The sequence below is a fragment of the Microbacterium sp. VKM Ac-2923 genome, assembly GCF_022815605.1.
GTDB lineage: Bacteria > Actinomycetota > Actinomycetes > Actinomycetales > Microbacteriaceae > Microbacterium.
This window is the reverse complement of sequence record NZ_JALGRP010000006.1, coordinates 20781-43801: the sequence shown is the minus strand read 5'-3', so window position 1 is coordinate 43801 and position 23021 is coordinate 20781. Positions and strand designations below refer to the sequence as shown.

Sequence of the window (23021 nt, the reverse complement as noted above, 5' to 3'; positions counted from 1 at the left end):
CGATGCGCTAGTGGCGGCGTCGGGAGGTGTCGACTCCGGATGCCGAGACGCGCCGCGCCCACCGGAACCGCCGGGTGTCCGGAACGCGTCGTCGAGGGCCGCCACCGGCGGCGTTTTCCGGACATCCGACACCCGTGCGCGCGCCCACCGACGCGTTTCACGGCACCCGCGATCCGGGGAGTTGTCGATCGGAGACAACGCAATGGCCGATCCGTGGTCGGATCGCTACGCTCGCCCCTCGTGAACGTCCTCTGGCGCACCCTCCTCGTGCTCTTCCGTGCCCGCCGCCGCCTGCGCCGCGAGGGGCCGATCGCCCCTGACACGGTCGCCCGTCTGCGTCTGCGGGTGCTGCCCACCGACATCGACGTGCTCCGTCATCTCAACAACGGCCGGTACCTCTCGCTGTTCGACCTCGGGCGGTGGGACCTGCTGACGCGCTCGGGACTCGTCTCGGCGATGACGAAGAAGGGCTGGTACGCCGTCGTCGCGGCCGAGACCATCACCTTCCGTCGTTCCCTCGAGCTGTGGCAGCGGTTCGAGCTCGAGACGCGCCTCATCGGCCACGACGACCGCGCGGTGTATCTCGAGCACCGCGCACTCGTGGGCGACGAGATCTACGCCCGCGCGATCATCCGCGCGCGGATCCTGCGCCGCGCCGGCGGGACGGTGCCCCATGACGAGCTGTTCGCCGCGGTGGGGCGCCCCGAGGGGCTGCCCGACATCGAGCCGTGGGTGCACGAGTGGGCGGCGGGGTCGGCCCTGCCCTCGACGAGGCGCCCGGCCCCCAGCGTCTGGGAGTGACCGGGCGCGGGTGCCCGGACGCCCGCCGCCGGTCGCCTCGTGCGAGGGCCCGCGACGACACGCGCGCCGGCCGCGGTCAGACCCCGAAGCGCGCGTCGAGCCACGCCACCTGCCGCATCCAGTGGCGGTGTCCGCCGCCCTCGTGCCCGTTGTAGGGGTACTCCTCGATCGCGGCATCGTCGGATGCCACCGCGTGGAACGCCGCGAACACCCCCGACGGCAGCACGATGTCATCCATCAGCGCGACCGAGAAGTAGGCCGGCACCCGGATGCGGCGCGCGAGGACCGCGCCGTCGACGTGCGACAGCGTGTGCAGCACCCGGTCGGCCTCGTCGCGATGCACCGAGAGGAAGCGCGTGATCTCGGTGAACGGCGCCGAGGGTGTGCGCACGATGGCGTTCGGGAAGTCGCAGAGGAACGGGACGTCGGGCATGACCGCCGCGACGGCATCGCCCGACAGGGCGGCGGTGGCGATCGCGAGGCCCCCACCCTGGCTCACGCCGGTTACGGCGACCCGATCGGCATCCACGCCCGGCATGGCCCGCACCTCGTCGACCAGGCGGACGGCGTCGGTGTAGAGCCGGCGGTAGTAGTACTCGCGGGGATCCAGGATGCCGCGCGTCATGACGCCGGGGTAGGCGGCGGCCGAGCCGTGGTGGTCGGGCGTGGCGCCCAGGCTCCACGCCGATCCCTGGCCGCGCGTATCCATCACGACGTGCACGTATCCGGCGGCGGCCCAGTTCAGACGCTCGCCGGGGAGCCCCCGTCCCCCGCCGTAGCCGACGTACTCGATGACGGCGGGGAGCACCTCGTCGCCGTGGGGACGCGTCACCCACCCGCGGATCTCGTCACCGCCGAAGCCGGTGAAGGTGAGGTCGGACACGCTCAGCGATCGCACGGGCGCCGCGACCGGCGCGAGTCGGGTCGGACCCGCCGCGTCGCGCGCTGCGGTGAGCGTGTCCGTCCAGAACGCGTCGAGTCCGGCGGGCTCGGCGAGATCGGGGCGGTACGCGCGCAGCAGGTCGGGGGGCATGTCGGTGAAGGTCACGGCCATGGACACCGACAGTAGTGGGCGAGCGGGAGGCGATGTCCGGCGGCGCGCGGCCGACCGGGACGCCGCGCCGTCGTGGCTCAGTCGACCGGACGTGCCGACTCGTCCGACGAGCGGGCGGGCGGGAACGAGGGCGTCACCGGCCCCGCTCGTCGGAGTCGCGTCGCGCGACCTCGCCGTGGAGCCCCTCGAGCTCCGCGGTGAACTCCTCGAAGGGGCCGCGCGCGACGATTCCCGGAGCGACGTCGTGCAGCGCGAGGGGGCGGACCGGCGACGGGGCCGCACCCCACGACGACCGCCACCGGGTCAGCTGCGCGGTCGAGCCGGCGAAGACGATGGGCCCGAGTCCCGCCCACGCGTGAGCGGCGGCGCACATCGCGCAGTGCTCGCCGGAGGTGTAGACCGTCATCGACGCCCGTTCGACCGCGGAGTACCGCGCGACCGCCCAGTGCACGAGGGCGATCTCCGGGTGCGCGGTGGGGTCCCCGCTCCCGACCCGGTTGCGATCCTCCCGGAGAACGCGTCCGTCCCCGTCGACGAGCAGGGATCCGAAGGCCTCGTCGCCGGCATCGACCGCCTCCCTCGCCAGCTCCAGGCAGCGGGTGAGCGCCTCGACATCGTTCATGGTCTCCTCTTCTCCGCCGTCTCCGGCTGGTCGCGTTCCCCTCGTCACCGCGCGGGGAAGTCGCCGTCGCGTCAGTCGGACGCCGCGAGGTCGCGGGCACGGGCGACGCCGTCGGCGATCGCCTCCGCCGCCGCCGGGTCCCACGTGCGGTCGACGACGAGCGAGCGCACGTCGCGGACGCCGATGGTGCGCAGGAAGAACTCCACGAACGCGATCTGGTGGTCGAAGACGGACCCGGGAGTGGGGCCGTCCTCGCCGTAGTACTGGCCGCGCACGAACACGACGTCGGCCCGGGCCACGTCGACCGCGGGTCCGAAGTGCACGCCGTCGTAGGTGAAGAGCAGGTTGCGCTGGGCGGCGAGGTCGATGAGCTGCTTCAGCTTGTACGGAATCGACCAGTTCCACATCGGCACGCCGAGCACGATGCGGTCGGCCTCGCGGAAGCGGCGCGCGAGCGACTCGATCGACGTCCACGCCCGGGCCTCCGCGGCATCCAGTTCCTCGCCGTCGACCCACTTGTACTTCGCCTCGATGACGCGCCCGTCGAACTCCGGGAGATCCTCGTTCCACACGTCGAGCGTGTCGACCTCGAGATCCGGATGCCGTTCGCGCAACGCCTGGATCAGCGCGGAGGTCACGGTGACCGACGCCCCGTCGTGCCGGGGGGAGGAGATGATGTGAAGAACACGCATGTGGTCAGTCTCGCGGGGCCGCAGCGCCGATCAGCTGCTCTTGACGCCGGCGCCCGCAGCACGAAGCCGCGCCGGACGGTCGTCCGGACGCGGCTTCGTGGGGGCGATCACCCGCAGCGGGCTGCGGTGTAGGGCAGCGAGACCGTGTCGGTCCCAGCATTTCCGTTCACGGTGGCCGTGGCATCCACGGTCACCGTGCCCTCGGGGATGGACGCCTGACGGGTGCTGAAGGTCGCCGACGACGTCTTGCCCGCCGCGATCGCCCCGAAGGCCTTCGAGCCGTACGGGCCCTTCGCCGTGACCGTCACCGGGAAGCCCTCGGCGTTTCGCACCGTGACCACCTGGGTCACTTTGCCCGCGATGCAGCGGGAGCTGACGGTGCCGGTGACCTCGAGACCGGTCGGTGCCGTGACGACGACGGTGGTCGTGACGCGACGGTTGTCGGGCGCGACTTCTTCGGCGCTCTCCATGTCGAAGATCGGCAAGCCGTCCGCGGCGAAGTGCACCCGGCGCACGAACATGTCGCGGCCGCTGAGGTTGTTGTTGTCGGTGCGGGCGTGGAAGACGTACAGCAGGTTGTCGTCCTCGTCCTGCGACCACATGCCGTGGCCCGTACCCAGCTGCCACGAGCCGTTGAAGACGCCCGACTTCTGGATGGGGTAGTTCAGCTTGGTCCACGCGCTCGGCGAGGTCAGGTCGACGCTCTTGCCGGCGGTGGCCAGGGCGAGCCCGGTCGTGTAGGTATCGCCGACCGTCGAGCCGGAGTAGATCATGTACAGCTTGCCGTCGCGCGCGTAGACGTTCGGTCCCTCGGCGATGACGTTGTCCCAGGCGTACTCGGGCGAGAGGATGCGCACCGGCTCCGAGGTCAGACGGGTCGGGTTGGCCGGGTCCATCTTGGCGATGAACAGGGCGCCGAGCTGCTGCCACACGTAGTACGACTGCCCCGAGTCCTCGACGTACGTCATGTCGAGCGAGATCGTCTGGACGGGGTTGAGGATGCCGCCGCCGGCGCGGAGCACCTTCTGCGCCTTGGTCCAGTTGGCCGGCACCGCCGGGTCGAGGTCGCGACCCTGCGCGTCCTTCTTGAGCTGGATGATGCTGGCCTGGCCGGTGAACATGTCGGGGCGACCGTTCGCGCCGTCGTAGCAGGGCATGAACAGGATCGACAGCTTGCCGCCGATGACGTGGTACTCCGGAGCCCAGAAGCATCCGGTCATCGCCCGGCCCTCGGCGTCGGTGTCACCGCGACGCAGGAGGTCGACCTCGACGTTGCGTCCGGCGCGGATCGCCTCGTCGGACAGATCCTCGATGGAGTTCGCCACGCGGATCGGCATGTGGGCGCCGCCCTGCGGGTCGATGTTGCCGCCGTAGATGTCCTCGGTCGCGATCATGAGGAACTTCTGCTGACCGTTCCAGTCGTAGCGGAACACCGAGGGATCGGCGCGCTCGTCGGCGAACGGCGTCGCATACTCCGGCTGCTTGACCGTGCCGCTCACCTCGTAGGTGCCGGGCTTCGAGGTGTCGACCGCGGCGAGGGATGCCGCATCCCACGTCACCGGGCGGGTGGCCGTCGAGCCGTCCGAGTACGACAGTTCGACGCGCTTGGCCAGCGCGGCGGCGTCGAGCGTCGCGCCCTGGGCGATCTCGACTCGGGCGGGAGCCGTGACGCCGGTGTTGGCGACGCGTCCGAAGCGCACCTCGAGCGCCGCGAGGGTGTCGGCGTCGACCGGAACGGTGTTGCCCGAGTCGAAGTTCGCCACCTCGGCCTCGTCGACGCCGGCGGTCGCCGTGATCTCGCCGCGGCGCACCTCGCCGCGGGTGGAGGCGTCGCCCAGATCGGCGAAGGAGGTGTACATCGCGGCTCCGGCGTCGGAGGTCCACGAGAGCACGTACCGATCCGCGGCGGAGTCGTAGACGGCCGCCGGGTCATTCACTCCGGAGGTGACACCGAGGTTGAGCATGCCCACCTCGTCGTAGCTGCGCAGGTCGGCGCTGCGGGCGAAGAGCACGCTCGAGGTCTGCGTGCCGTCGGCACCGCCGCCCCGCGCGGTGCGGGTGGCCACGACGCCGTATCCGCCGTCCTCCAGGGTGAACAGGTGCGGGTCGCGGAGGCTCCGGATGTCGCCATCGCGCGGACCGTTCGCCGGCACGGGAACGGCGGTCTTGGGGAAGAAGATGCCGTAGTTCTCGTTGAGCGGTCGCCACGCGTCGTCGTCGCTGACGGCGAGGTGCATGCTGAGCGCGACGTCGGCGTTGTTCGCCTCGGTGACCGCCGTGGGAACCCGGTTGTAGGCGAGCAGCTGCTCGGTCGAGTCGGTCGGGAGCACCGTGACGGCGAAGGTGCGATCGGCGGTCGCGCCGGTTGCGGTGTCGGTCACGCGCACGGTGATCGATCCGTCGGCGCCCGTGACGACGCCGCCGGTGACGACGACCCCGCCGTCGGTCGAGGTGACGGCGACGGTGGTGCCCTCGGGGGCGGCGGGAAGCGTCGTCCCCGACTCGAGCACGCCGGGGATGACGAAACGACCGGCGAGACGGGCCGCGCGCTGGGCGGCGGTCTCGGTCGACGCGTTCACGGTCACGGTGATGGTCCGGGTCGCGGTGACGCCGCGGACGGCCGCGGTCGCCGTCAGCTGCGCGCTGCCGCCCGGTTGACCGGCGACGGGAGCGCTCACCGTCCCATCGGACGCCACGAGGGCGGGGTTGCTCGAGGTCCAGGTCACACGACCGCCCGCCGTGGGCAGGTCGATGTCGGTCGAGGTGGAGATGTCCTTCAGCGCGAGACCGTCCAGGATCGCCTGGGCACGCGCCCGCAGCTCGGTCGCGTGGGTGTCGGCGTCGGCCTGGGAGACGGCCGCGACCTCCGGTGCCGAGAGCACGCGGTCGTAGACGCGGAAGGCCGAGATCGCTCCCTGGAAGAGCGGGTCGGGCCAGGGGGCGCGGCCGATGGTGTTCAGCGACTGGTCGCGCACGTCGGCGGGGGTGCGATCGATCGCGGCGTCCGCGACGCGGACCCCGTCGAGGTAGAGCGATGCCCGCCCGGCCGCACCGTCGACGACGGAGGCGACGTTGACCCACTGGTCGGCGGTGACACCGCAGGACTGCGCGCCGACGAGGCGTTCGACGCCGGCGGACTTCACGCCGACGAGCGGTGTCCGGTTCGAGCCGCAGTTCAGCGAGGCGAAGAAATACTCGGTCGCGGCCGACTCGTTGCCGACGTTCCAGAGGAAGTGGAACGTGTTCAGCATCGACGCGGACGCCTTGACCTCGGCGACGACCGTGGCCGACCGATCGCCCGCGAGGATGTCGTCGGGCAGCTCGACCCAGTTCCCCGTCGAGGTCTTCGCTCCGCCGCGCATGGTCAGCCCGCCGGCGGTCCAGTCGGAGCTCTGCACGTTGCGGACGGTCGCGGGGCCGAACAACGATCCCGCCGCGGAGTTGGGGACGGTGGCGCCGGACGGCTGGCGGAAATCGTACGCGGCGACGAGACCGTCGTCGGGGACGGCGGCGAGTGCGGGCTGTGCAGTGATGAAGGTCGCTGCCCCCACCGCCAATGCGGTGAGGAAGGCGAGACGTCGTCGGGTTCTCACGGGTACCGGCTCCTTTGCTCGGGGTGATCGCGCACCCCGCCGAGCCGTGCGCTCGTCGACGCCGATGCTGCAGGCGGAGGGGGTGGGGTGCCCGCGGCTGATGTTAGCGGACACATTCGGAGGCTGTCCATCGTCTCGGCCCGCTTACGCAATCGCGGGTGCGCCGCGCACGATCACGCGCTCGGCGACGACGGCGGCCCCGGACGGACTCGGTCCGGCGCCGGCCTCCGATGCCCACGACGAAGCCCCGACCGCTTCGCGCGGCCGGGGCTCCCGGGTACCGAGGGGCTCAGCTGGTGAGCAGTCGCAGGTTATATGTCTGCAGGATCTCGTTCACGGGCTGGAAGTACGTCGTGCCTCCCACGGTGCAGTCGCCCGAGCCGCCCGAGGTCACACCCTGCGCCTGGTTGCCGGCGAGCAGCGAGCCGCCCGAGTCACCGGGCTCGGCGCAGACGCTCGTGCGGATGAGGCCCGAGACCGAGCCCTCCGCGTACCGCACGGTGGAGTTGAAGCCCTGGATCTGCCCGCAGTACCAGCCGGTGGTGGAGCCCGAACGGCACACGGTCGCGCCCACGGCGGCCTGCGTCGAGCCCTTCACCGCGACGGCGCCGCCGGAGTAGTCCATGACCTGCCCGACCGGGGTGTGGTTGGGCGTGGCCACCCAGGCGTAGTCGTTACCGGGGAACGACGAACCGCGGAACGTGCCGTAGTTCGTGCTGTCGCCCGTGACGCCGCAGTGGCCGGCGGTGACGAAGCCGCCCTGCACGGCGAAGCCGACGGAGCATCGGCCGGCGTTGTTGATGAGGTACGACATGCCGCCACGGATCGTGGCGAACGTCTCGGGCGCCTCGACGCCGGTCTGCAGGCGCACGGCGTCGGCCGGCGCGCCGAGCGAGGCGACGAAGTCGGTCGCGGACTGCTCGCCTCCGGCCACGACGTCGACGACGACGTCGTTCGCCTCGACGTCGATCCACCACGAGGGGATCGCATCGGGGACCGGGCTCGCCGCGATCTGCGCGGTGATCGCCTCGAGCTCGGTGAGAGAGTACTCAGCGGCGACGGGCACGGCGCCGGCGTCGACGGCGGAGTCGAGAGCGGCGTCGGTGGTCGCCGCGGCGTACACCGTGCGCGTCGACTCGTCGAGCCACGTGCCGGCGAAGGCATCACCGGTGGCCGCGGCGATGTCGTCGGTGGTCCCGGCGGCGTCGGCCTGGAAACGCAGGACGTCCTGCGCGCCCGAGACGTCGGTGCCGAGATCGGCCGCCATCGCCTCGAGCAACTGCGCGTCGACACCGTCGACGGCCGCGTCGGGGGATGACGTGGGGGTCTGCGCCAGCGCGGGGGCGGTGGCGGCGGTGGTCAGGAACAGGCCGAGGGCAGCAGCGCCGACGACCGTCTTCGAGAAACGGTTCACGTGGAGTGACCTTCCATCCAGGGGGGATAAATGGTGGGGTACCCGGGTCTATGCAAACACGGCGGAGCCGAAAAGCGAAGAAGTTCCGGCAAATTGATGGTCACCGTCCAAAAATTGTCGGCCATTCGGGGGACAACGCCCGTCGCCTCCCGTCGAACCCGATCCCCGGGTTGCGCGGCGGGCCGCCGGGACGGCACGCGCGCGGTGCTTAGGCTGACGGGCATGAGCACGAATGACCCGCCCGCCACCGGTCCAGCGCTCTCTCTCGACCTCGCGTCGCGCGCCGCCGCCGCGGCTCGCACCTTCCGTCCCCGGACGGAGGCCCCCTCGTCCCCGCGGCGTGGCATCCTTCCCACCGATCCGGATGCCGCGACTTTCATCGCCCGGGTGAGTGACGGCGTCGTCCGCCCCGAGAGCGTGACCGCGGCGGCTGCGGCGCTGCACCGCCTGGGGGCGGACATCCCCTCGACGCTGCCGTGGTTCGTGCGCGGGGCCCTGCAGATCGGCGCTGCCGTCGCGCCGGTCCTGCCGACGCCGGCCGTGCCGATTGCGCGACGCACGCTGCGCGACCTGCTCGGTCAGCTCGCCCTCGACGCCCGTCCTGATCGGCTCGCCGCCGAGCTCACCGCCGCAGCCGAGAGCGGCACCGACGTCGACGTGCGACTGATCGGTCCCGCGGTGCTCGGCGAGACGGGCGCCCGTCGCCGCCTCGACGACATCCGGGCCCTCGTCTCGCGAGACGACGTGGCTCGTGTCTCGTTCGCCCTCTCCGACGTCATCGCGCGGCGGAACCGGTGGGCGTTCGCCGCCGACGTGGAGCACGCCGCCGAGCGGGTGCTCCCGGTGTTCCTGGCCGCCGAGGCGGCGGGGACGCACGTGACGCTCGTCGCCTCCGGTCGCGATGACCTGGACGCCACCGTCGCGGTGCTCACCCGCGTGCTGGAGGAGCCTCGATTGGGCGCCGCCCGCGCCGGTATCGCCCTGCCGATCGGTGTGGCCGAGACGCTCGAGACCGTCCGCGAGCTGGCCGCGTGGGCCAGGGTGCGGGTCGCGCAGGACGGTTCGCGCGTCACTCTCCGCCTCAGCGACGAGGTGATCGACACCGCAGACGTGGTGGACGCCGCTCATCACGGGTGGGCTCCTCCCGCGGTCACGGCCCGCGACGAGGTCGACGCGGCGCTCGTGCGGACCGTCCGCGAGGCCGTCACGTCGCGTGGGGCCGAGGGGCTGAGCCTCGAGGTCGCCACCGCCGACCCCCAGCGAGCCGCGCTCGCCCTGGCGCTCGCCGAAGAGGCGGATGCCGCCCTGCTCCTGGTGCTTCCGAGGGCGACGCCCTGGGCTCCCGACGCCGAGTACGTCGTCGCTACGGCCGCTGTGCACCCCGATGACCTGGATGGCGTCGCCGGGCGTCTCGCGGCGGAGTACGCCTCCGCGGTCGCAGCGGCTCCCGCCCTCCCCCTCGCGAAGCCCGCCCTTCCCCTCGCGACGCCCGACCGGGTCGCCGCGGCGGAAGACGACGGGGGATCAGCCGACGTCGACGTCGACGTCGACGCCGACGCGGACATCGACGCGGACGCCGTCGTCGATGCTGACGACGACCTCGACGAGCACGCCGACGCCGACGACCGGAAGCCTCCCGAGACCCTGGCCGTGTCGGCGCGGGTGCGTCTCGCCCTCGCCGCCGCCGACGCGTCGACCCCGGCCGTCCGCGGGTCGCAGCGTGGCGGCGCCGACGAACCGTCGATCCTGCGCGAACGCACGACCGACGACGCGGCCGAGCCCGGCCTCACGCAGGCGGTGCTCGGCATCGCGCGCGAGGCCGCGGCATCCGGTGACACGTCGTCGCTGGGCCCCGACGTGCAGCAGATGCTGTTCGGCGGCCAGGCCTTCGTCGACACCGCGGTGTTCGCGGCCCGCGAGAGCGCCGAGGTCGCGGGGGGAGCGCCGGGTTTCCGCAACGTCGCCGACACCGACCCCACGGTCGCGGACGACCGCGCGTGGGCGGCCGACGTGCTGACGCGGGTGGCGGCGTCGACGGCCGGCGTCGCGACGGCGGCAGCGGGGCGCATCGACGACGAGGCGGGGCTCGATGCCGCGGTGCAGCGTGTGCGCGCCGCCGCCGAACCCTGGGGCGCGTTGGCGGCGGCCGACCGCGCAGCCGTCCTGCAGAGCGCGGCGCGGACTCTCGCTGCGCGGCGCGCCGAGCTCATCGAGGTGCTCGCGGCGGAGGGTGGGGCGCTGCTCTCCGAGGCCGACGCGGAGGTGAGCCAGGCGGTGGATGCCGCCGCGTACTACGCCGCCACCGCGAGGGAGCTCGACCGGGTGCCGGGGGCCGTCTTCGTCCCCGACCGGGTGAGCGTCGTCGCACCGCGCTGGAACGCCCCGGTGGGCCTGTGCGCTGCCGAGACCCTCGCGGCCCTCGCCGCGGGCTCCGGCGTGCTGCTGACACCGTCTCCCCGCGCACGGCGCGCCGGAGCCGTCGTCGCCGAGGCGCTGTGGGCGGCGGGTGTCCCGCGCGATCTGCTCGCCTTCGTGGACCTGAACGAGGAGGCCTCAGGACGCGCGCTCGTCGTGCACCCCGGCGTCGACCGCGTGCTGCTCGCGGGGGCCCGGGCCACCGCTGAACGCTTCGCCGCGTGGCAGCCGGCGCGGAAGATGCAGGCGCTGACCGCCGGCCGCAACGCCGCGATCGTGGCACCCTCGGCCGACCTCGACGCGGCCGTCGCCGACATCGTTGCCGGCGCTTTCGCACGGGCCGGGCAGGCCGCCACGGCGGTCTCGCTCGTCATCCTCGTGGGCGCGGTCGGCCGGTCGACGGCGTTCCTCGACCAGCTCGCCGACGCCGTCGCGTCGCTGCGCGTCGGACCCGCCGACGACCCGCTGTCGGACATCGGTCCCCTCGTGGAAGAACCCGCGGGGGAGGTGCGCCGTGCCCTCACCGTGCTCGGCGAGGGGGAGCGCTGGCTCATCGAGCCCCGCGAACTCGATCTGGGCGCCGACACCGCCGGGCGGTTCTGGTCGCCGGGCGTGCGCACGGGGGTCACCGCCGGCTCGCACCTCACCCGGGCCGCGGTCGCGGCGCCCGTACTCGGCATCCTGCACGCGCCCACCCTCACCCGGGCCATCGAGCTGCAGAACGCCGTCGGCTCCGGCTTCGTGGCGGGGCTGCACACCCGCGACGTCGACGACCTCGACCTGTGGCTCGACACGGCCGACGCCGCCGTGCTGCGCGTCAACCGGCCGTCGACGGGCGGAGTCGTGCAGCGCGAGCCGCTCGGCGGCTGGGGCGAGGCGTCGGTCGGCGCCGGCGCGATGTCGGGTGGCCCGAACCGCCTCGTCACCCTCGGATCGTGGCGGCCCTCGTCGGGTGGGGCGTCGTCGTCGACGCTGCACCTCCGCGGCCTCGACAGCCGCATCACGGCGCTCATCGAGGCGGCTCAGCCGACCCTGTCGTATGAGGCGTTCGACTGGCTGCGCCGGGGCGCGCTCTCGGACGCGGTCGCGTGGGACCGCGAGTTCGGTCGGGTCACCGACGTGTCGCACCTCGGTGTGGAGCGCAACCTGCGGCGGTACCGCCCGGCCGACGTCGCGGTGCGGGCGACCGGAGACGCCGCCTGGCAGGCGGTGCTGCGCGTGCTCGTCGCGGCCGTGCGCTCGGGTTCGACATTCACGCTCAGCACCCCGGTGGGACTCCCGGCCGCGGTGCGTCATCTGCTCGGCGAGACGAGCATCGCCGTCTCGGTCGAGACCGACGCCGAGTGGCTGGAGCGCCTCGCGGGCGGCATCCCGGATGCCGTCGACGGCGACGCCGTGGTCACCCCCGCGCGTCCGCGGCGCGTGCGTCTGGTGGGTCCGGCCGAGACGCTCTCGACGCTGCGCGCCGCGGTCTCCGAGACCGTGGGCGCGGAGGTGACGACGACGGTGTGGGCCGACGAGGTCACCACGGCCGGTCGCCTCGAGCTCCTGCCCTTCCTGCGCGAGCAGGCGGTGTCGATCTCCGCCCACCGCCAGGGTCGTCCCGACCCCTGGTCCGCCGCCGTCATCTGACGCGGGTCCGCCCGGGGATGGGCGGCCGGTGGCGCCGGTTCCGCGACCCGGCGCGAGGCGCCCGGTGACGCCGGTTCCGCGACCCGGCGCGAGGCGCCCGGTGACGCCGGTTCCGCGGACACCGCGCCGCGCCGATGCGGACGCTGCTCGTTGCCGTTGCCGTTGCCGTTGCCGTTGCCGTTGCCGTTGCCGTTGCCGACGCCGACGCCGACGCTGCTCGTCGCCGACGCCGCGCCTCGGTCAGTGCGCGACGGCTTTCTGCGAGAGCGCGGCGATCTCCTCCTCGGTCCACCCGTGGTCGATACGCAGGGTGTCCTTCAGGGCCGCCCCCACCTCGGCGCGCGAGAGTCCCGCCCCCGCCATGACGGCGACCGCGCCGGTGTCGACCGCGGCGGCGGCTTCGCGGACGTCATCGACCAGTTCGCGGAACCGCGGGAGCCGCCCACCGTCGGCGGGGCGCCGGTCGGGGACGAGCACCAGCACGGCGGACGAGCTCGCGGCGCTGCTGAGGGCCTCGCGACGGAGGGTGATCCAGAACGCCGAGACGGCGCCGGTGACCACGAGCACGACGACCACGCCCACCGCCACGGCGCCCGCCTCGGTGAAGATCCCGGTCGGCGCGGCGGACTCTCCCTCCGCGGCGATCAGTGCCGTCGCGCGCGCCGCGCAATACAGGGCGAAGACGGCCAGGGCTGCGGAGAGCACGCGGATCGGCGTCCGGCGTGCCTCGGGTGAGCTCGCCGCCGCCACGGCCCCGCACGCACCGATCACCGCGAAGGCCGACTGTCGCACGAGGACGGTCGCGTCGACCGGCAGGAGGAAGGATGCCGCGGCCACGCCGACGACGCACAGCGCGGCGACGATCGCGCACCACCGGTTCACCGTGCTTGGCGCGAGGGCGCGGAAGGCGAACGGGAGCATCGTGGGCCCGAGAACCATCAGGACGTTCGCGGCGGCGAACGCCGAGGGGCCGCCGCCGTTGACCCACACGAGGAACATCGCCGAAGCGCTGACCTCGACGACCCCGGCGATGGCGGCGTACTCCAACGACGAGCCGGCGGGCCCCTCACGGCCGACCAGCAGGAGGCCGACCAAGAGCAGCGTGCCCGTCGCGACGAGACACACCACGGACAGCGCCATCACGGGTATCACCACGCGTCGTTCCTCCTCCACCGTGCCCGCCCGCCCTCGACGGTATTGCGGGGGACGTCTGCGGGCAAGCGCGGCGAGCCCTGACCGGTTGCACGCCCCGCCCCTGGCATCCGGACTCGGACCCCGCGGGAGGCCCGGCTCCCCGGCATCCGGACTCGACGCGACACGCGCAACGCCCGCCCCGCGGCATCCGGTCGGATCCGGCGGGACGGGCGTTCGGGAGGCCGTGCGTGTCAGGCGAGCTGCGCGCGCCGCTCGGCGAGCTGGTCGAACGTCGCGAACGACTCCGCGATGGGGCTACCGGTGAAGTGGCCCACCCAGCCGTCGTCGTCGTGGAAGAAGCGCACGCTGACGTAGTGGGGCGTGGTGCCCATGTCGAACCAGTGCGTCGTGTTGGCCGGCACCGAGATGAGGTCGCCCGCCTCGCAGTACACCGCGTGCACCTTCTCGTTCGCGTGCAGGTAGAACACGCCCGCGCCCTTGGCGAAGTAGCGGTCCTCGTCGTCGTCGTGCGCGTGCTCCGACAGGAACTTCTCACGGAACGGCGTCTTGACGTCGTCGTAGTCGGACTGGGCGGGGTCGAGGGCGACGACGTCGACGAGCGTGTAGCCCTCGCGGTCCTTCACCTCGCCGATCTCGTCGGCGTACAGCGCGAGCACCTCGTCCTGCGAGGCGCCGGCGGCGACGTCCTTGACCTCCCAGCGCGAGAAGCGGGCGCCGAGCTCGGCGAGAGCTTCGCGGATCTCGCTCTCCTCGGTGGTCTCGAGCACGGGCGTGCTCGGGTCGGTCGCTTTCCAGACGGTCAGCAGGGTCATGGCCGCTCCTTTCGTTGGGGGTGGGGAAGAAGGATGCCGCAGCTCAGCGCGTCGCGACGGCGAAGCGCAAGAGCCACTCGGTGATCTCGAGGTGGCGACGGGCCGCGGCCACATCGGCACCCCAGGCGTACATGCCGTGGTTCGCGACGATCAGGGCGGGGACCTCGGGCACGTCGGCGGTGGCGGGGCGGTAAACCTCGTCGAACCAGCCGGCTTCGACCGTCATGTCCTGGTGGTTGCGGATCACGGGGATCGTCACGGTCTCGTCGTCGGCGAGGTGGCCAATGCCCTTGAGCATCTCCATGTCGCGGATCTCGACGCCGCCCGGCCACCGGTGCCCCGCGACGACGGCGTCGAAGGCGTGCACATGGAACACGGCGTTCGCGCCGGTGCGGGCGGCGATGTGGGCGTGCAGCCCCGACTCGGCCGACGGGGGACGGGGGTCGTCGGCGTCGATGGCGTGGCCGGCGGCGTCGATGAGCACGACGTCGGCGTCGGTGAGCAGGGACTTCTCGAGTCCCGAGGCGGTGACGGCGAGCACGAGCGGGTCGCGGTCGACGACGACCGAGAGGTTGCCCGAGGTGCCGCGCATCCAGCCGTAGCCCGAGAAGCGCGAGGCCTCGGCCGCCAGGGCCGCCCCGGCGGCCTGCACGCGGACGGCGGCGGGGAGCGTCATCGGGAGACCTCGATCTCGTCGAAGGATGCCACGGCGTCGGCGGCGAAGTCGGCTCCGGCCCAGGGTTCGCCCGCGCGGTCGAGGGCGACGACCTGCCAGCCCGCGGCGAGGGCGGCGGTGACCTCGTCGGGGTGGTCGGTGAGGAACACGGCGCGCCCGGGCGCGACGTCGAGGGCGGCGGCGATCCTGTCGAACGACGCGCTCTCCTTCTTCGGGCCGGCCTTGACGGTGTCGAAGAAGTCCTCGACGAGCGGGGTGAGATCGCCCTGCGGGGCGTGGCGGAACCACGGCACCTGCGAGGCCACCGACCCCGAGGAGTACACCGCGAGACGGATGCCGTCCTGGTGCCACGTGCGCAGGCGCGGGGGGACGTCGTCGAAGAACTGCGAGTGGATCTCGCCGGCCGCGAAGCCCTCGGCCCAGATGATGCCCTGCAGGGTCTTCAGCGGCGTCGACTTCACGTCGGCGGCCATGAGGCCGCGGAGCGCTTCGGCGATCTCGGCGTCCGAGGCGTCGGCATCCAGTCCCGTCTCGGCGAGGGCGTCGGCGCGGGCTGCGCGCACGGTGTCGTCGTCGCGCCCGAGTACCTCGTCGAGGCGGGGACGTGCGTAGTCGTAGAGGTCGCCGAGGATGAAACCGGCGGCCGAGGTGGTGCCCTCGATGTCGAGCACGACGACGTCGGCGGTGGCGGAGACGGTCATGAGTTCACTTTCGTGTCGAAGAAGGATGCCACGGCGGCGGCCGCGAGACGCGAGTGCTCGACGACGACGTCGTCCGACGCCCCGGCGATGTGCGGGGTGAGGGTGACGTTCGGCAGACGCAGCAGCTCGTCGTCGCTCGCGAGGGGCTCGTGATCGAACACGTCGAAGCCGGCGCCCGCGATGCGCTGCTCGCGGAGCACGTCGAGCAACGCGTCGTGGTCGACGAGCGCGGCGCGCCCGGCGTTGACGAGGTACGCGTCGGGGCGCAGCAGCGCGAGCTCTCGTGCCCCGATGAGCCCGGTGGTCTCGGGGGTGAGCGGCACGTGCAGGGTCACGATGTCGCTCGAGGCGAGCAGTTCGTCGAGCCCGAGGTGCTCGACGTCGTCGCCGAGCGCGCCGGGGGGGAGGAAGGGGTCGTAGACGGCGATGCGCATGCCGAAGCCCTGCGCCCGCCGCACGACGCGTCGGCCGACGGCGCCGCCACCGACGACGCCCAGCCGCCGGCCCGACAGGCCGATGCCGCGGAAGCGCGCATAGGGCTCGAACACGTCGTCGCCGCTCCAGTGACCTTCGCGCAGCCACGCGGAGGCCGCGGGCACGTGACGCACCGTCGCGAGAAGCAGCGCGAGGGTGAAGTCGGCGGTGACGTCGGCGTTGCGGCCCGGGGTGGTGCGCACCTCGACACCGCGGGCGGCGCACGCGGCGAGGTCCACGTTGGCGGGGTTCGCTCGACACGCGACCACCAGGGTGAGACGCGGAGCGGCCGCCAGCGCGGCGTCGTCGATGCGGTCGAGCTCGGCGATCACGACGTCGGCCTCGGCGAGGACTGCGGCGAACCCGGGGTCGGCGGCGGCGCGGGCCCCGAGCGACTGTCCGGTCTCGGCCTCGGATGCCGTGACGACCTCGCCCGGGAGGTCGGCGGCGATGCGCGGGTCGAAGGGGGCGGTGATGACGGTGCGGGTCACGCGGAAGTCCTCTCGGGGGCGGGGGCGTCGGGGGCGGGGTCATCGAGGTGCGCCGCGGCCGCGCCGGCGCCGGCGCGTTCGAGGCCGGCGCGGTCGGCGTCCGCGTCCGCGTCGCCCGGAGCCGCGCCGCCCGGAGCGACGTCGACCCGCGCCGCGTCGACCGGAGCCGCGGCGGGGTGAGACCCGTCGACATCCGTCGTCAGGCGACCGAGCGCGCGCAGCGCGGGCCACTCCGGTCGCAGCGCCGCCCGCACGCGGGCGAACACCCCGCGCGCCGCAACGAGCGCGGGCGAGGGGCGCGGCGCGAACTCGACGCTGTCGGCCGGGAACACCCGCACCGCAGCCTCGAGATCGACCGCGAGACCGGCGGCGACGAGGGCGACGGTCGCCGCTCCCCGCGCGCCGACCTCGGGATCGGCCGTGCGCACGATCGTGCGTCCCGACACGTCGGCCAGCAGCTGGCACAGCAGGTCGCTACGCGCGCCACCGCCGCACACGGGCACGCGCTCTCCGGCGTCGAGCAGGTCGAGGCACTCGGCGACCGAGAACGCCAGACCCTCGAACACGCTGCGCAGCAGCTGAGCCGGGGTGGTGGTCACGTTCATGCCGACCCAGGATGCCGAGGCCGCGGCATCCACGAAGGGGGCGCGCTCGCCGCTGGGCGAGCCGTACGGCAGGTAGACCACGCCGCCGCTGCCGTCGGGCGCGGTGCGCGCGAGGCGCTCGAGGTCGTTCCAGCCGCGGTCGGACAGACCCAGGGTGTCGCGCACCCAGTCGAGGTTCGGCGTACCCACCATCGACGACAGGGCCTCGAGCACCTGGCTGCCCCGGCCGGTGGGGATGAGGATGCCGATCCCGCTGTCGGCCGCGGCGCGGTCGACGCGGTTGACGGCCACGGTGGCGGTCGTGCCGAGCACGACCCAGCCGTCCTGGTCGGCGAGGGCCCCCAGGCCCACGGGGCAGGCGGCGGAGTCGACGAGCCCGACGGCGACGGGCACACCGGCGCGCAGCCCCAGCTCGGTGGCGGCGGCGTCGGTGAGGACGCCCGCGCGGTCGTGCGGAGCGCGTACGGGCGGGAGCAGGTGCGCGAAGCGGCGGTGACCGAGCGCGTCGATCATGTCGTCGGAGTAGGCGAGGGTCGACGGGTCCAGGTAGGTGCGCGAGGCCTCGGAGGGGTCGGTCGCGATCTCGCCGGTGAGGCGGTGGCGCACCACGTCCTTGCAGTTGAGGTGGTGCGCGGCGCGGGCGAGGACGTCGGGCTCGGTCTCGGCGAAGCCGTCGAGCAGCACCGGAAGCGTCCCCGGGAAGCTCGCCGAGCCGGTGGCGGCGATCACCGCGGCATCCCGCCCGTCGCGCTGCCAGGCGGTCACCCGGTCGGCGCCGCGCCCGTCGAGCCACAGGGCGGCGGGGCGCACGGGGCGTCCGGCCGCGTCGACGAGCCACGCGCCGTCGCCCTGGCCGGTCACACCGATCGCCACGACGTCGGGCTGCGCGCTGCGCGCCTGCGACAGGGCCTGACGCACGGCGCCGACGACGGCCTCCCACACGAGGTCGATCTCGCTCTCGGCGCCGCCGTCGGGCGTGCGCACGACCGTCACCGCGCGGTGCCCGGCGGCGAGCGTCTCGCCCTCGAGCGAGTAGAGCACGGCCTTGACCGCGGTGGTGCCGGCGTCGATACCGAGGACGGCCGAGATCACGACGTGCCCCCCGGAACGGGCTTCGGCGCGGGCCTGCGCTCCGCCGCCGCCCGCGCCCGCTGCGCGACCGTGTACGCCAGCACGAGCGCGACCAGCAGCACGACACCCTGCACCGCCGCCTTGACGTTGAAGTCGAGGCCGAGCAGGTCGAGGCCGTTCGCGAGCACGCCGAGGAACAGCACACCCACGACCGTACCGGGCACGTTGGGCCGCGAGCGCGGGTGCATCGAGGCGCCGATGAACACCGCCGCGATGGCGTCCAGCAGATAGCTGAACCCGGCGAGCGGGGTGTACAGGCGCAGGGACGCGCTCAACAGGATGCCGCCGGCCGCGCACAGCACCCCCGCGCCGATGTACACGAGCACGCGGATGCGGCGGGTGCGCAGCCCCGCGACCACGGCGGCACGGTCCTGCAGACCCATCGCCTGGATGCGGACGCCGGTCGGTGTGCGGTGCAGCAGGACGCCGATGCCCACGGCTGCGACGGCGGCGATGAGCACCGGGATGCCGATGCCGAGCACGTCACCCGAGCCGAGGAACGTGAAGCCCTCCGGAGCCGCACGGAAGCTGACGCTCGCGCCGCCGTTGGTGCCGATCTGCTGGGCGCTGCGCCCGATGAAGAAGGTGCCGAGGGTGGCGAGGAAGGGCGTGACGCCGAGGCCCACGATGAGGAAGGCGTTGAGTGCGCCGATGAGCGCGCCGCCGAGGAGCCCGAGCAGGACGGCCGCGGGCCACGGCATCCCGAACGACATCATCGACACGACCGCGAACCATGCGCCGAAGTCGACGGCGACCGCGGCCGAGAGATCGATGCCGCCCGACGACACCACCAGCGTGAGGGCGAGGGCCACCAGCACCAGGATCGCGACGCCGTCGAGCACGTTCAGCAGATTGCTCGGGCGGAGGAACGCCTCGCTGGCGAACGAGAAGAACACGATGAGCAGGACGAACGCGGCGACGAAGCCGTACCGGGTGACGGTCGCGGCGGCGGAACCCGCGACGCCCGACCAGCGGGTGCGGGGGGCGGTGGTCGTCACGCGCGGGCCTCCTCGTTCGTGCGGGCGGCCGCGGCGGCGACCACGAGCAGGATGAGCACGCCCTTGAAGCCGTCGACCCACGCGTTGGCGACGCGCGAGAGGATCAGGCCGTTCGACAGCAGGGCGACGAAGAGCGCGCCCAGCACCGAGCCGAAGACGGTGACCGTGCCGCGACGGGTGAAGGCCGCGCCGAGGAACGTCGCCAGCACCATGTCGACCATGAGGCGTTCGTCGATCCCCGGGCTGCTGCCCGAACCGCGGGCGATGAGCAGCAGGGCGCTGAGGCCCGCGACCACGCCGGCGATGACGAACGTCGACATGATGTAGCGCCGGGTCGGGATGCCGGCGAAAGTCGCGGCATCCCGGTTCCCGCCGACGGCCTGCAGGCGCCGGCCGTACGGGGTGCGCGCCATGACGAATACCAGCACCCCCGCGACGACGAGCATGAGCACGGCGGCGAGGGGGATGCCGGCGATGCGGGTGTCGCGCACCGCCACGATGAGCGGGTCGGTGACGTCGATGCGGCGGTTGCCGCTGACCACGCGCGTGATGCCGACGACGGCGACGTACACGGCAAGGGTGGCGAGGATCGACGACAGCCCCACCCAGCCCACGAGCACCGCGTTGAGCAGCCCGAAGACGGTGGTGACGAGGATGCCGAGGGCGAACGCGACCGCGAAGGGGGTGCCGTAGGTCGTGAGCTGATCGCTGACGATCGCGGTGGCCAGAGCCGCGGTGGCGGGGATCGACAGGTCGATTCCGCCGACCACGACGTCGTCGCCACCGCCGATGACGACGATGGCGAGGCCCATCGCCACGAGGGCGACGGGCGCGGCCTGCGTGAGGCTCGCGGTCACGTTGGCGACGCCGAGGAACCCCTTCGCCGTCACCGCCAGGTACACGGTCATCGCGAGTACGACGAGTAGGGGGCCGCGTCGGGCCAGCAGGCTGCGCACGCGGGGGGCGAGAGCTGCGCGCTCCGCGGTGAGGGTGCTCACGCGGCATCCCCTTCGATCGGTTCGGGGGCTGTTCCGTCGGCGGGGGAGCCGGCGGCGCTCCCGGTGACGAGGGCGCTGAGGTGTTCCAGGGTCAGGCCGTCGGTCGACACCTCGTGCGCGACCCGGCCGCGCTCGAGCACGACGATGCGGCCCGTGAGCCCGAGCACCTCGGCGGGGTCGGTCGAGACGACGACGACCGCGGTACCGGATGCCGCGAGCTCGTCGAGCAGTCGGTAGATCTCCTGCTTCGCACCGATGTCGACGCCGACGGTGGGCTCGTCGAGGACGACGACCCGGGCGCCGGCCGCGAGGCTCCGGCCCAGCACGACCTTCTGCTGGTTGCCGCCGCTGAGCAGGCGCGTCTGCACGCTCGTGTCGCGAGGGCGGATGTCGAGGCGTGCCGACAGGTCCCCGGCTCGGGCGCGGGATGCCGCCTGGTCGAGCAGCCCCGCACGGGTGCTCTGGGCCAGCGTCGACAGGGTCAGATTGCGCTGGGTGGAGAAGTCGAGCACGACACCGTCGTGTCGGCGGTCGCGCGGGACGAGGACGACGCCGGCCTCGAGGGCGGCGGCCGGGCTCGACGGCCGGAACCGGCGGCCCGCGAGCGACAGCTCTCCCGCGTGGCGGTGCAGGCCCACGAGGGCCTCGGCGAGCTCGGACGCGCCCGAGCCCAGCAGGCCCGTCACGCCGAGGATCTCACCGGGACGCACGTCGAGGTCGATGCCGTGCACGATCGTGCCGACGCGCAGGCCGCGGGCGCTGAGCACCGGTTCGGCCGTCGCGGCGGCACGGCGGGCGGGGTAGAGGTCGTCGATCTCGCGCCCGATCATCAGGCGGATCATCTCGCGGCCGCTGTCGGCGTCGACCGCGTCGAGGCGGCCCACGTCGAGTCCGCCGCGCAGCACCGTCACGCGGTCGCAGATCCGCGTGACCTCACCGAGGTAGTGCGAGATGTAGAGGCTCGAAATGCCGCGATCGCGGAGCCGCGCGATGATCCCGAGCAACTGCTCGGCCTCGGCGCTGGCGAGCGGAGCGGTCGGCTCGTCGAAGACGATGAGGCGCGCGTTGTCGTCGACCAGCGCGCGGGCCACCTGCACGAGCTTGCGCTCGGCGGGACCGAGGTCGCGCACGAGACGGGCGGGTGAGAGGCGGATGCCGAGCACCTCGTGCAACACCTCGGCCACACGCGCCTTCATCGCGCGCCCGCGCAGCACGCCGCCCGCGCTCTGCTCGTTGCCGAGCCAGACGTTCTCGGCGACCGTCATGTCGGGCACGAGCTGCAGTTCCTGGTGCACGAAGCGGATGCCGGCCGCGTGGGCATCGGCGGGAGTCAGCCGCCCGGCATCCGTCTCTCCGATGACGACAGAGCCGCCGTCGCGCTCGTAGATGCCGGCGAGGATCTTGATGAGCGTGGACTTGCCCGCGCCGTTCTCGCCCACGAGGCCGTGCACCTCGCCCGCGCGCACATCGATCGAGGCGCCCCGGAGAGCCGGGACGCCCGCGAACGCCTTCGTGACGCCGGTCATGCGGAGCACCGGCGTCACGAAGGGGGAGGAACTTTGTGTCACTGGGTGTAACCCAGCTCCTTCGCGACCTTCGTCGCCTCTTCGGGACCGGCGACCGGGATGGTGTCGACGTAGCTGACCTTCTCGACCTCTTCGCCCAGGAAGTACTTGCCCACGTTGCCGGCCGAGATGGTGGCGATCTTGCGGGGGAGCTGGGCGATGTTGCCGACGAACGGGCTGTTCGGCTCGCTCATGATCTCGAGGGTGTCGGGGCCGGCGTCGAACGCCGTGACCTTCACGTCGGTGCGTCCGGAGTCCTCGATGGCCTGCACCACGCCGATGGCCGGCTGGTCCCAGCACGCCACGTGGATGCCCTGGATGGTTCCGGCCGGGTACTTCTCGAGCAGCGCGAGCGTCTGCTGACGCGCGTCGTCGGGGGCGTTGGCGAACTGCTCGGCGAGCTCGGGCTCGATGAGCTTGACGCCCGGGTAGTCGGTGGAGAGCTCGTTCTTCCACGCGTCGTAGCGCTCGCCGCAGAACGACAGGCTCGCCCCGAACGCGTTGAACACGGCGACGTTGCCCTGGCCGCCGAGGGCGTCGCCGGTGATCTTGCCGAGGGCGGTGCCGCCCACCTCGTTGTCGGACTGCGCGTTGTTGACGGCCCACTCCGAGGCGTGGTCCACACCGAAGACGGGGATGCCGGCGTCGTGCAGCTGCTGCAGCTTGGGGTCAACCGAGGCGTCACCGAGGATCGTGATGACGGCGTCGACGTTCTGCGCGAGGAAGATGTCGTGGTTCTGGGCGTGCAGGGTGTTGTCGCGGTTGCCGTCGGTGGTGAGCACGGTGCCGCCGAGCTTCTCGACCTCGTCGACCGCACCCTGGAAGGCCTCGCGGTCCCAGAAGTGCTGGGTGCCGACGACGGCGATGCCGATGGTCTTGCCGGCGAGCGGCTGGCTGGCGTCGACGCCGTCGCCGTTCGGGGCCGAGGCGTCGGACGAGACGGTGCTGCAGCCGGCGAGGGCGAGGCCCGCTGCGACGACGATCGCCGGGAGGGCGAAGAGGGACTTTCTCACGGTGGGCTCCTGTGGGGCCGGTGGGCGCGCGCGTCGGGGCGGGCGTCGCCGCGGATGCTGTGTGGGTACCGCCGGGCGGCGGTGGTTTCAGAGTAGGGAGTGCCTGAGACAACGTTCGACCCGGTCGTCACACGATGACATGAAAGTGATTCGCCCCGGCCGCTCAGTAGGATTCGCCC

At 73.0% G+C, this 23021-nt stretch carries 17 protein-coding genes; 2 read left to right on the top strand and 15 right to left on the bottom strand.

Annotated elements, in window-relative coordinates; translation table 11 throughout:
* Positions 1-240: 240 nt before the first annotated feature.
* The gene (locus MT347_RS11355) at positions 241-801 is read left to right on the top strand and encodes an acyl-CoA thioesterase (RefSeq protein WP_243501198.1); all 561 of its coding nucleotides are present in this window, start codon (positions 241-243) and stop codon (positions 799-801) included.
* 76 nt (positions 802-877) lie between these two features.
* Here the strand turns inward: MT347_RS11355 and MT347_RS11350 are convergent, their stop codons facing one another.
* From MT347_RS11350 to MT347_RS11330, 5 genes are all read right to left on the bottom strand, one after another.
* Positions 878-1855: an acetylxylan esterase gene (locus tag MT347_RS11350; protein WP_243501196.1), complete on the bottom strand. Its 978-nt coding sequence runs from the start codon at positions 1853-1855 to the stop codon at positions 878-880.
* Positions 1856-1988: 133 nt separating this feature from the next.
* Complete coding sequence (locus MT347_RS11345; RefSeq protein WP_243501194.1) at positions 1989-2477, bottom strand: deaminase; 489 nt, start codon at positions 2475-2477, stop codon at positions 1989-1991.
* 71 nt (positions 2478-2548) lie between these two features.
* The gene (locus tag MT347_RS11340; protein WP_243501192.1) at positions 2549-3169 is read right to left on the bottom strand and encodes an FMN-dependent NADH-azoreductase; all 621 of its coding nucleotides are present in this window, start codon (positions 3167-3169) and stop codon (positions 2549-2551) included.
* Positions 3170-3276: 107 nt separating this feature from the next.
* Positions 3277-6762 carry a family 43 glycosylhydrolase gene (locus MT347_RS11335; protein ID WP_243501191.1) on the bottom strand — a complete coding sequence of 1162 codons (3486 nt, stop codon included), beginning with the start codon at positions 6760-6762 and terminating at the stop codon, positions 3277-3279.
* A gap of 289 nt (positions 6763-7051) precedes the next feature.
* Positions 7052-8176: a S1 family peptidase gene (locus tag MT347_RS11330; protein ID WP_243501190.1), complete on the bottom strand. Its 1125-nt coding sequence runs from the start codon at positions 8174-8176 to the stop codon at positions 7052-7054.
* 222 nt (positions 8177-8398) lie between these two features.
* Here MT347_RS11330 and MT347_RS11325 point away from each other — a divergent pair, with 222 nt between their 5' ends.
* Positions 8399-12223, top strand: a complete 3825-nt coding sequence (locus MT347_RS11325) for a proline dehydrogenase family protein (RefSeq protein WP_243501189.1) — start codon at positions 8399-8401, stop codon at positions 12221-12223.
* 240 nt (positions 12224-12463) lie between these two features.
* On the opposite strand, the gene MT347_RS11320 is transcribed toward MT347_RS11325, so the two are convergent.
* The 10 genes from MT347_RS11320 to MT347_RS11275 all read right to left on the bottom strand — a co-directional run bounded on the left by MT347_RS11320 (position 12464) and on the right by MT347_RS11275 (position 22842).
* Complete coding sequence (locus MT347_RS11320) at positions 12464-13378, bottom strand: hypothetical protein (RefSeq protein WP_243501188.1); 915 nt, start codon at positions 13376-13378, stop codon at positions 12464-12466.
* 230 nt (positions 13379-13608) lie between these two features.
* The gene (locus MT347_RS11315; RefSeq protein ID WP_243501187.1) at positions 13609-14190 is read right to left on the bottom strand and encodes an acireductone dioxygenase; all 582 of its coding nucleotides are present in this window, start codon (positions 14188-14190) and stop codon (positions 13609-13611) included.
* Between the two features lie 43 nt (positions 14191-14233).
* The gene (gene mtnB / locus MT347_RS11310; RefSeq protein WP_243501186.1) at positions 14234-14866 is read right to left on the bottom strand and encodes a methylthioribulose 1-phosphate dehydratase; all 633 of its coding nucleotides are present in this window, start codon (positions 14864-14866) and stop codon (positions 14234-14236) included.
* Entirely contained in the window at positions 14863-15567 is a 705-nt protein-coding gene (gene mtnC / locus MT347_RS11305; RefSeq protein ID WP_243501185.1) for an acireductone synthase, read from the bottom strand. The genes mtnB and mtnC overlap by 4 nt, the downstream gene beginning before the upstream one ends.
* Complete coding sequence (locus MT347_RS11300; RefSeq protein ID WP_243501184.1) at positions 15564-16532, bottom strand: NAD(P)-dependent oxidoreductase; 969 nt, start codon at positions 16530-16532, stop codon at positions 15564-15566. Before MT347_RS11300 ends, mtnC begins: the two co-directional genes overlap by 4 nt.
* Positions 16529-18229, bottom strand: coding sequence for an FGGY-family carbohydrate kinase (locus tag MT347_RS18400; protein WP_243501183.1), 1701 nt, complete (start codon positions 18227-18229; stop codon positions 16529-16531). The genes MT347_RS11300 and MT347_RS18400 overlap by 4 nt, the downstream gene beginning before the upstream one ends.
* Positions 18226-19266 (bottom strand): ABC transporter permease, encoded by a 1041-nt coding sequence (locus MT347_RS11290; protein ID WP_243501182.1) that lies wholly within the window; start codon positions 19264-19266, stop codon positions 18226-18228. The genes MT347_RS18400 and MT347_RS11290 overlap by 4 nt, the downstream gene beginning before the upstream one ends.
* Positions 19263-20264 (bottom strand): ABC transporter permease, encoded by a 1002-nt coding sequence (locus MT347_RS11285; RefSeq protein WP_243501181.1) that lies wholly within the window; start codon positions 20262-20264, stop codon positions 19263-19265. Before MT347_RS11285 ends, MT347_RS11290 begins: the two co-directional genes overlap by 4 nt.
* A complete protein-coding gene (locus MT347_RS11280; RefSeq protein ID WP_243501180.1) occupies positions 20261-21790 on the bottom strand; it encodes a sugar ABC transporter ATP-binding protein in 1530 nt (509 codons plus the stop codon). Before MT347_RS11280 ends, MT347_RS11285 begins: the two co-directional genes overlap by 4 nt.
* 38 nt (positions 21791-21828) lie before the next feature.
* Positions 21829-22842 carry a sugar ABC transporter substrate-binding protein gene (locus tag MT347_RS11275; RefSeq protein ID WP_243501179.1) on the bottom strand — a complete coding sequence of 338 codons (1014 nt, stop codon included), beginning with the start codon at positions 22840-22842 and terminating at the stop codon, positions 21829-21831.
* Between the last annotated feature and the right edge of the window lie 179 nt (positions 22843-23021).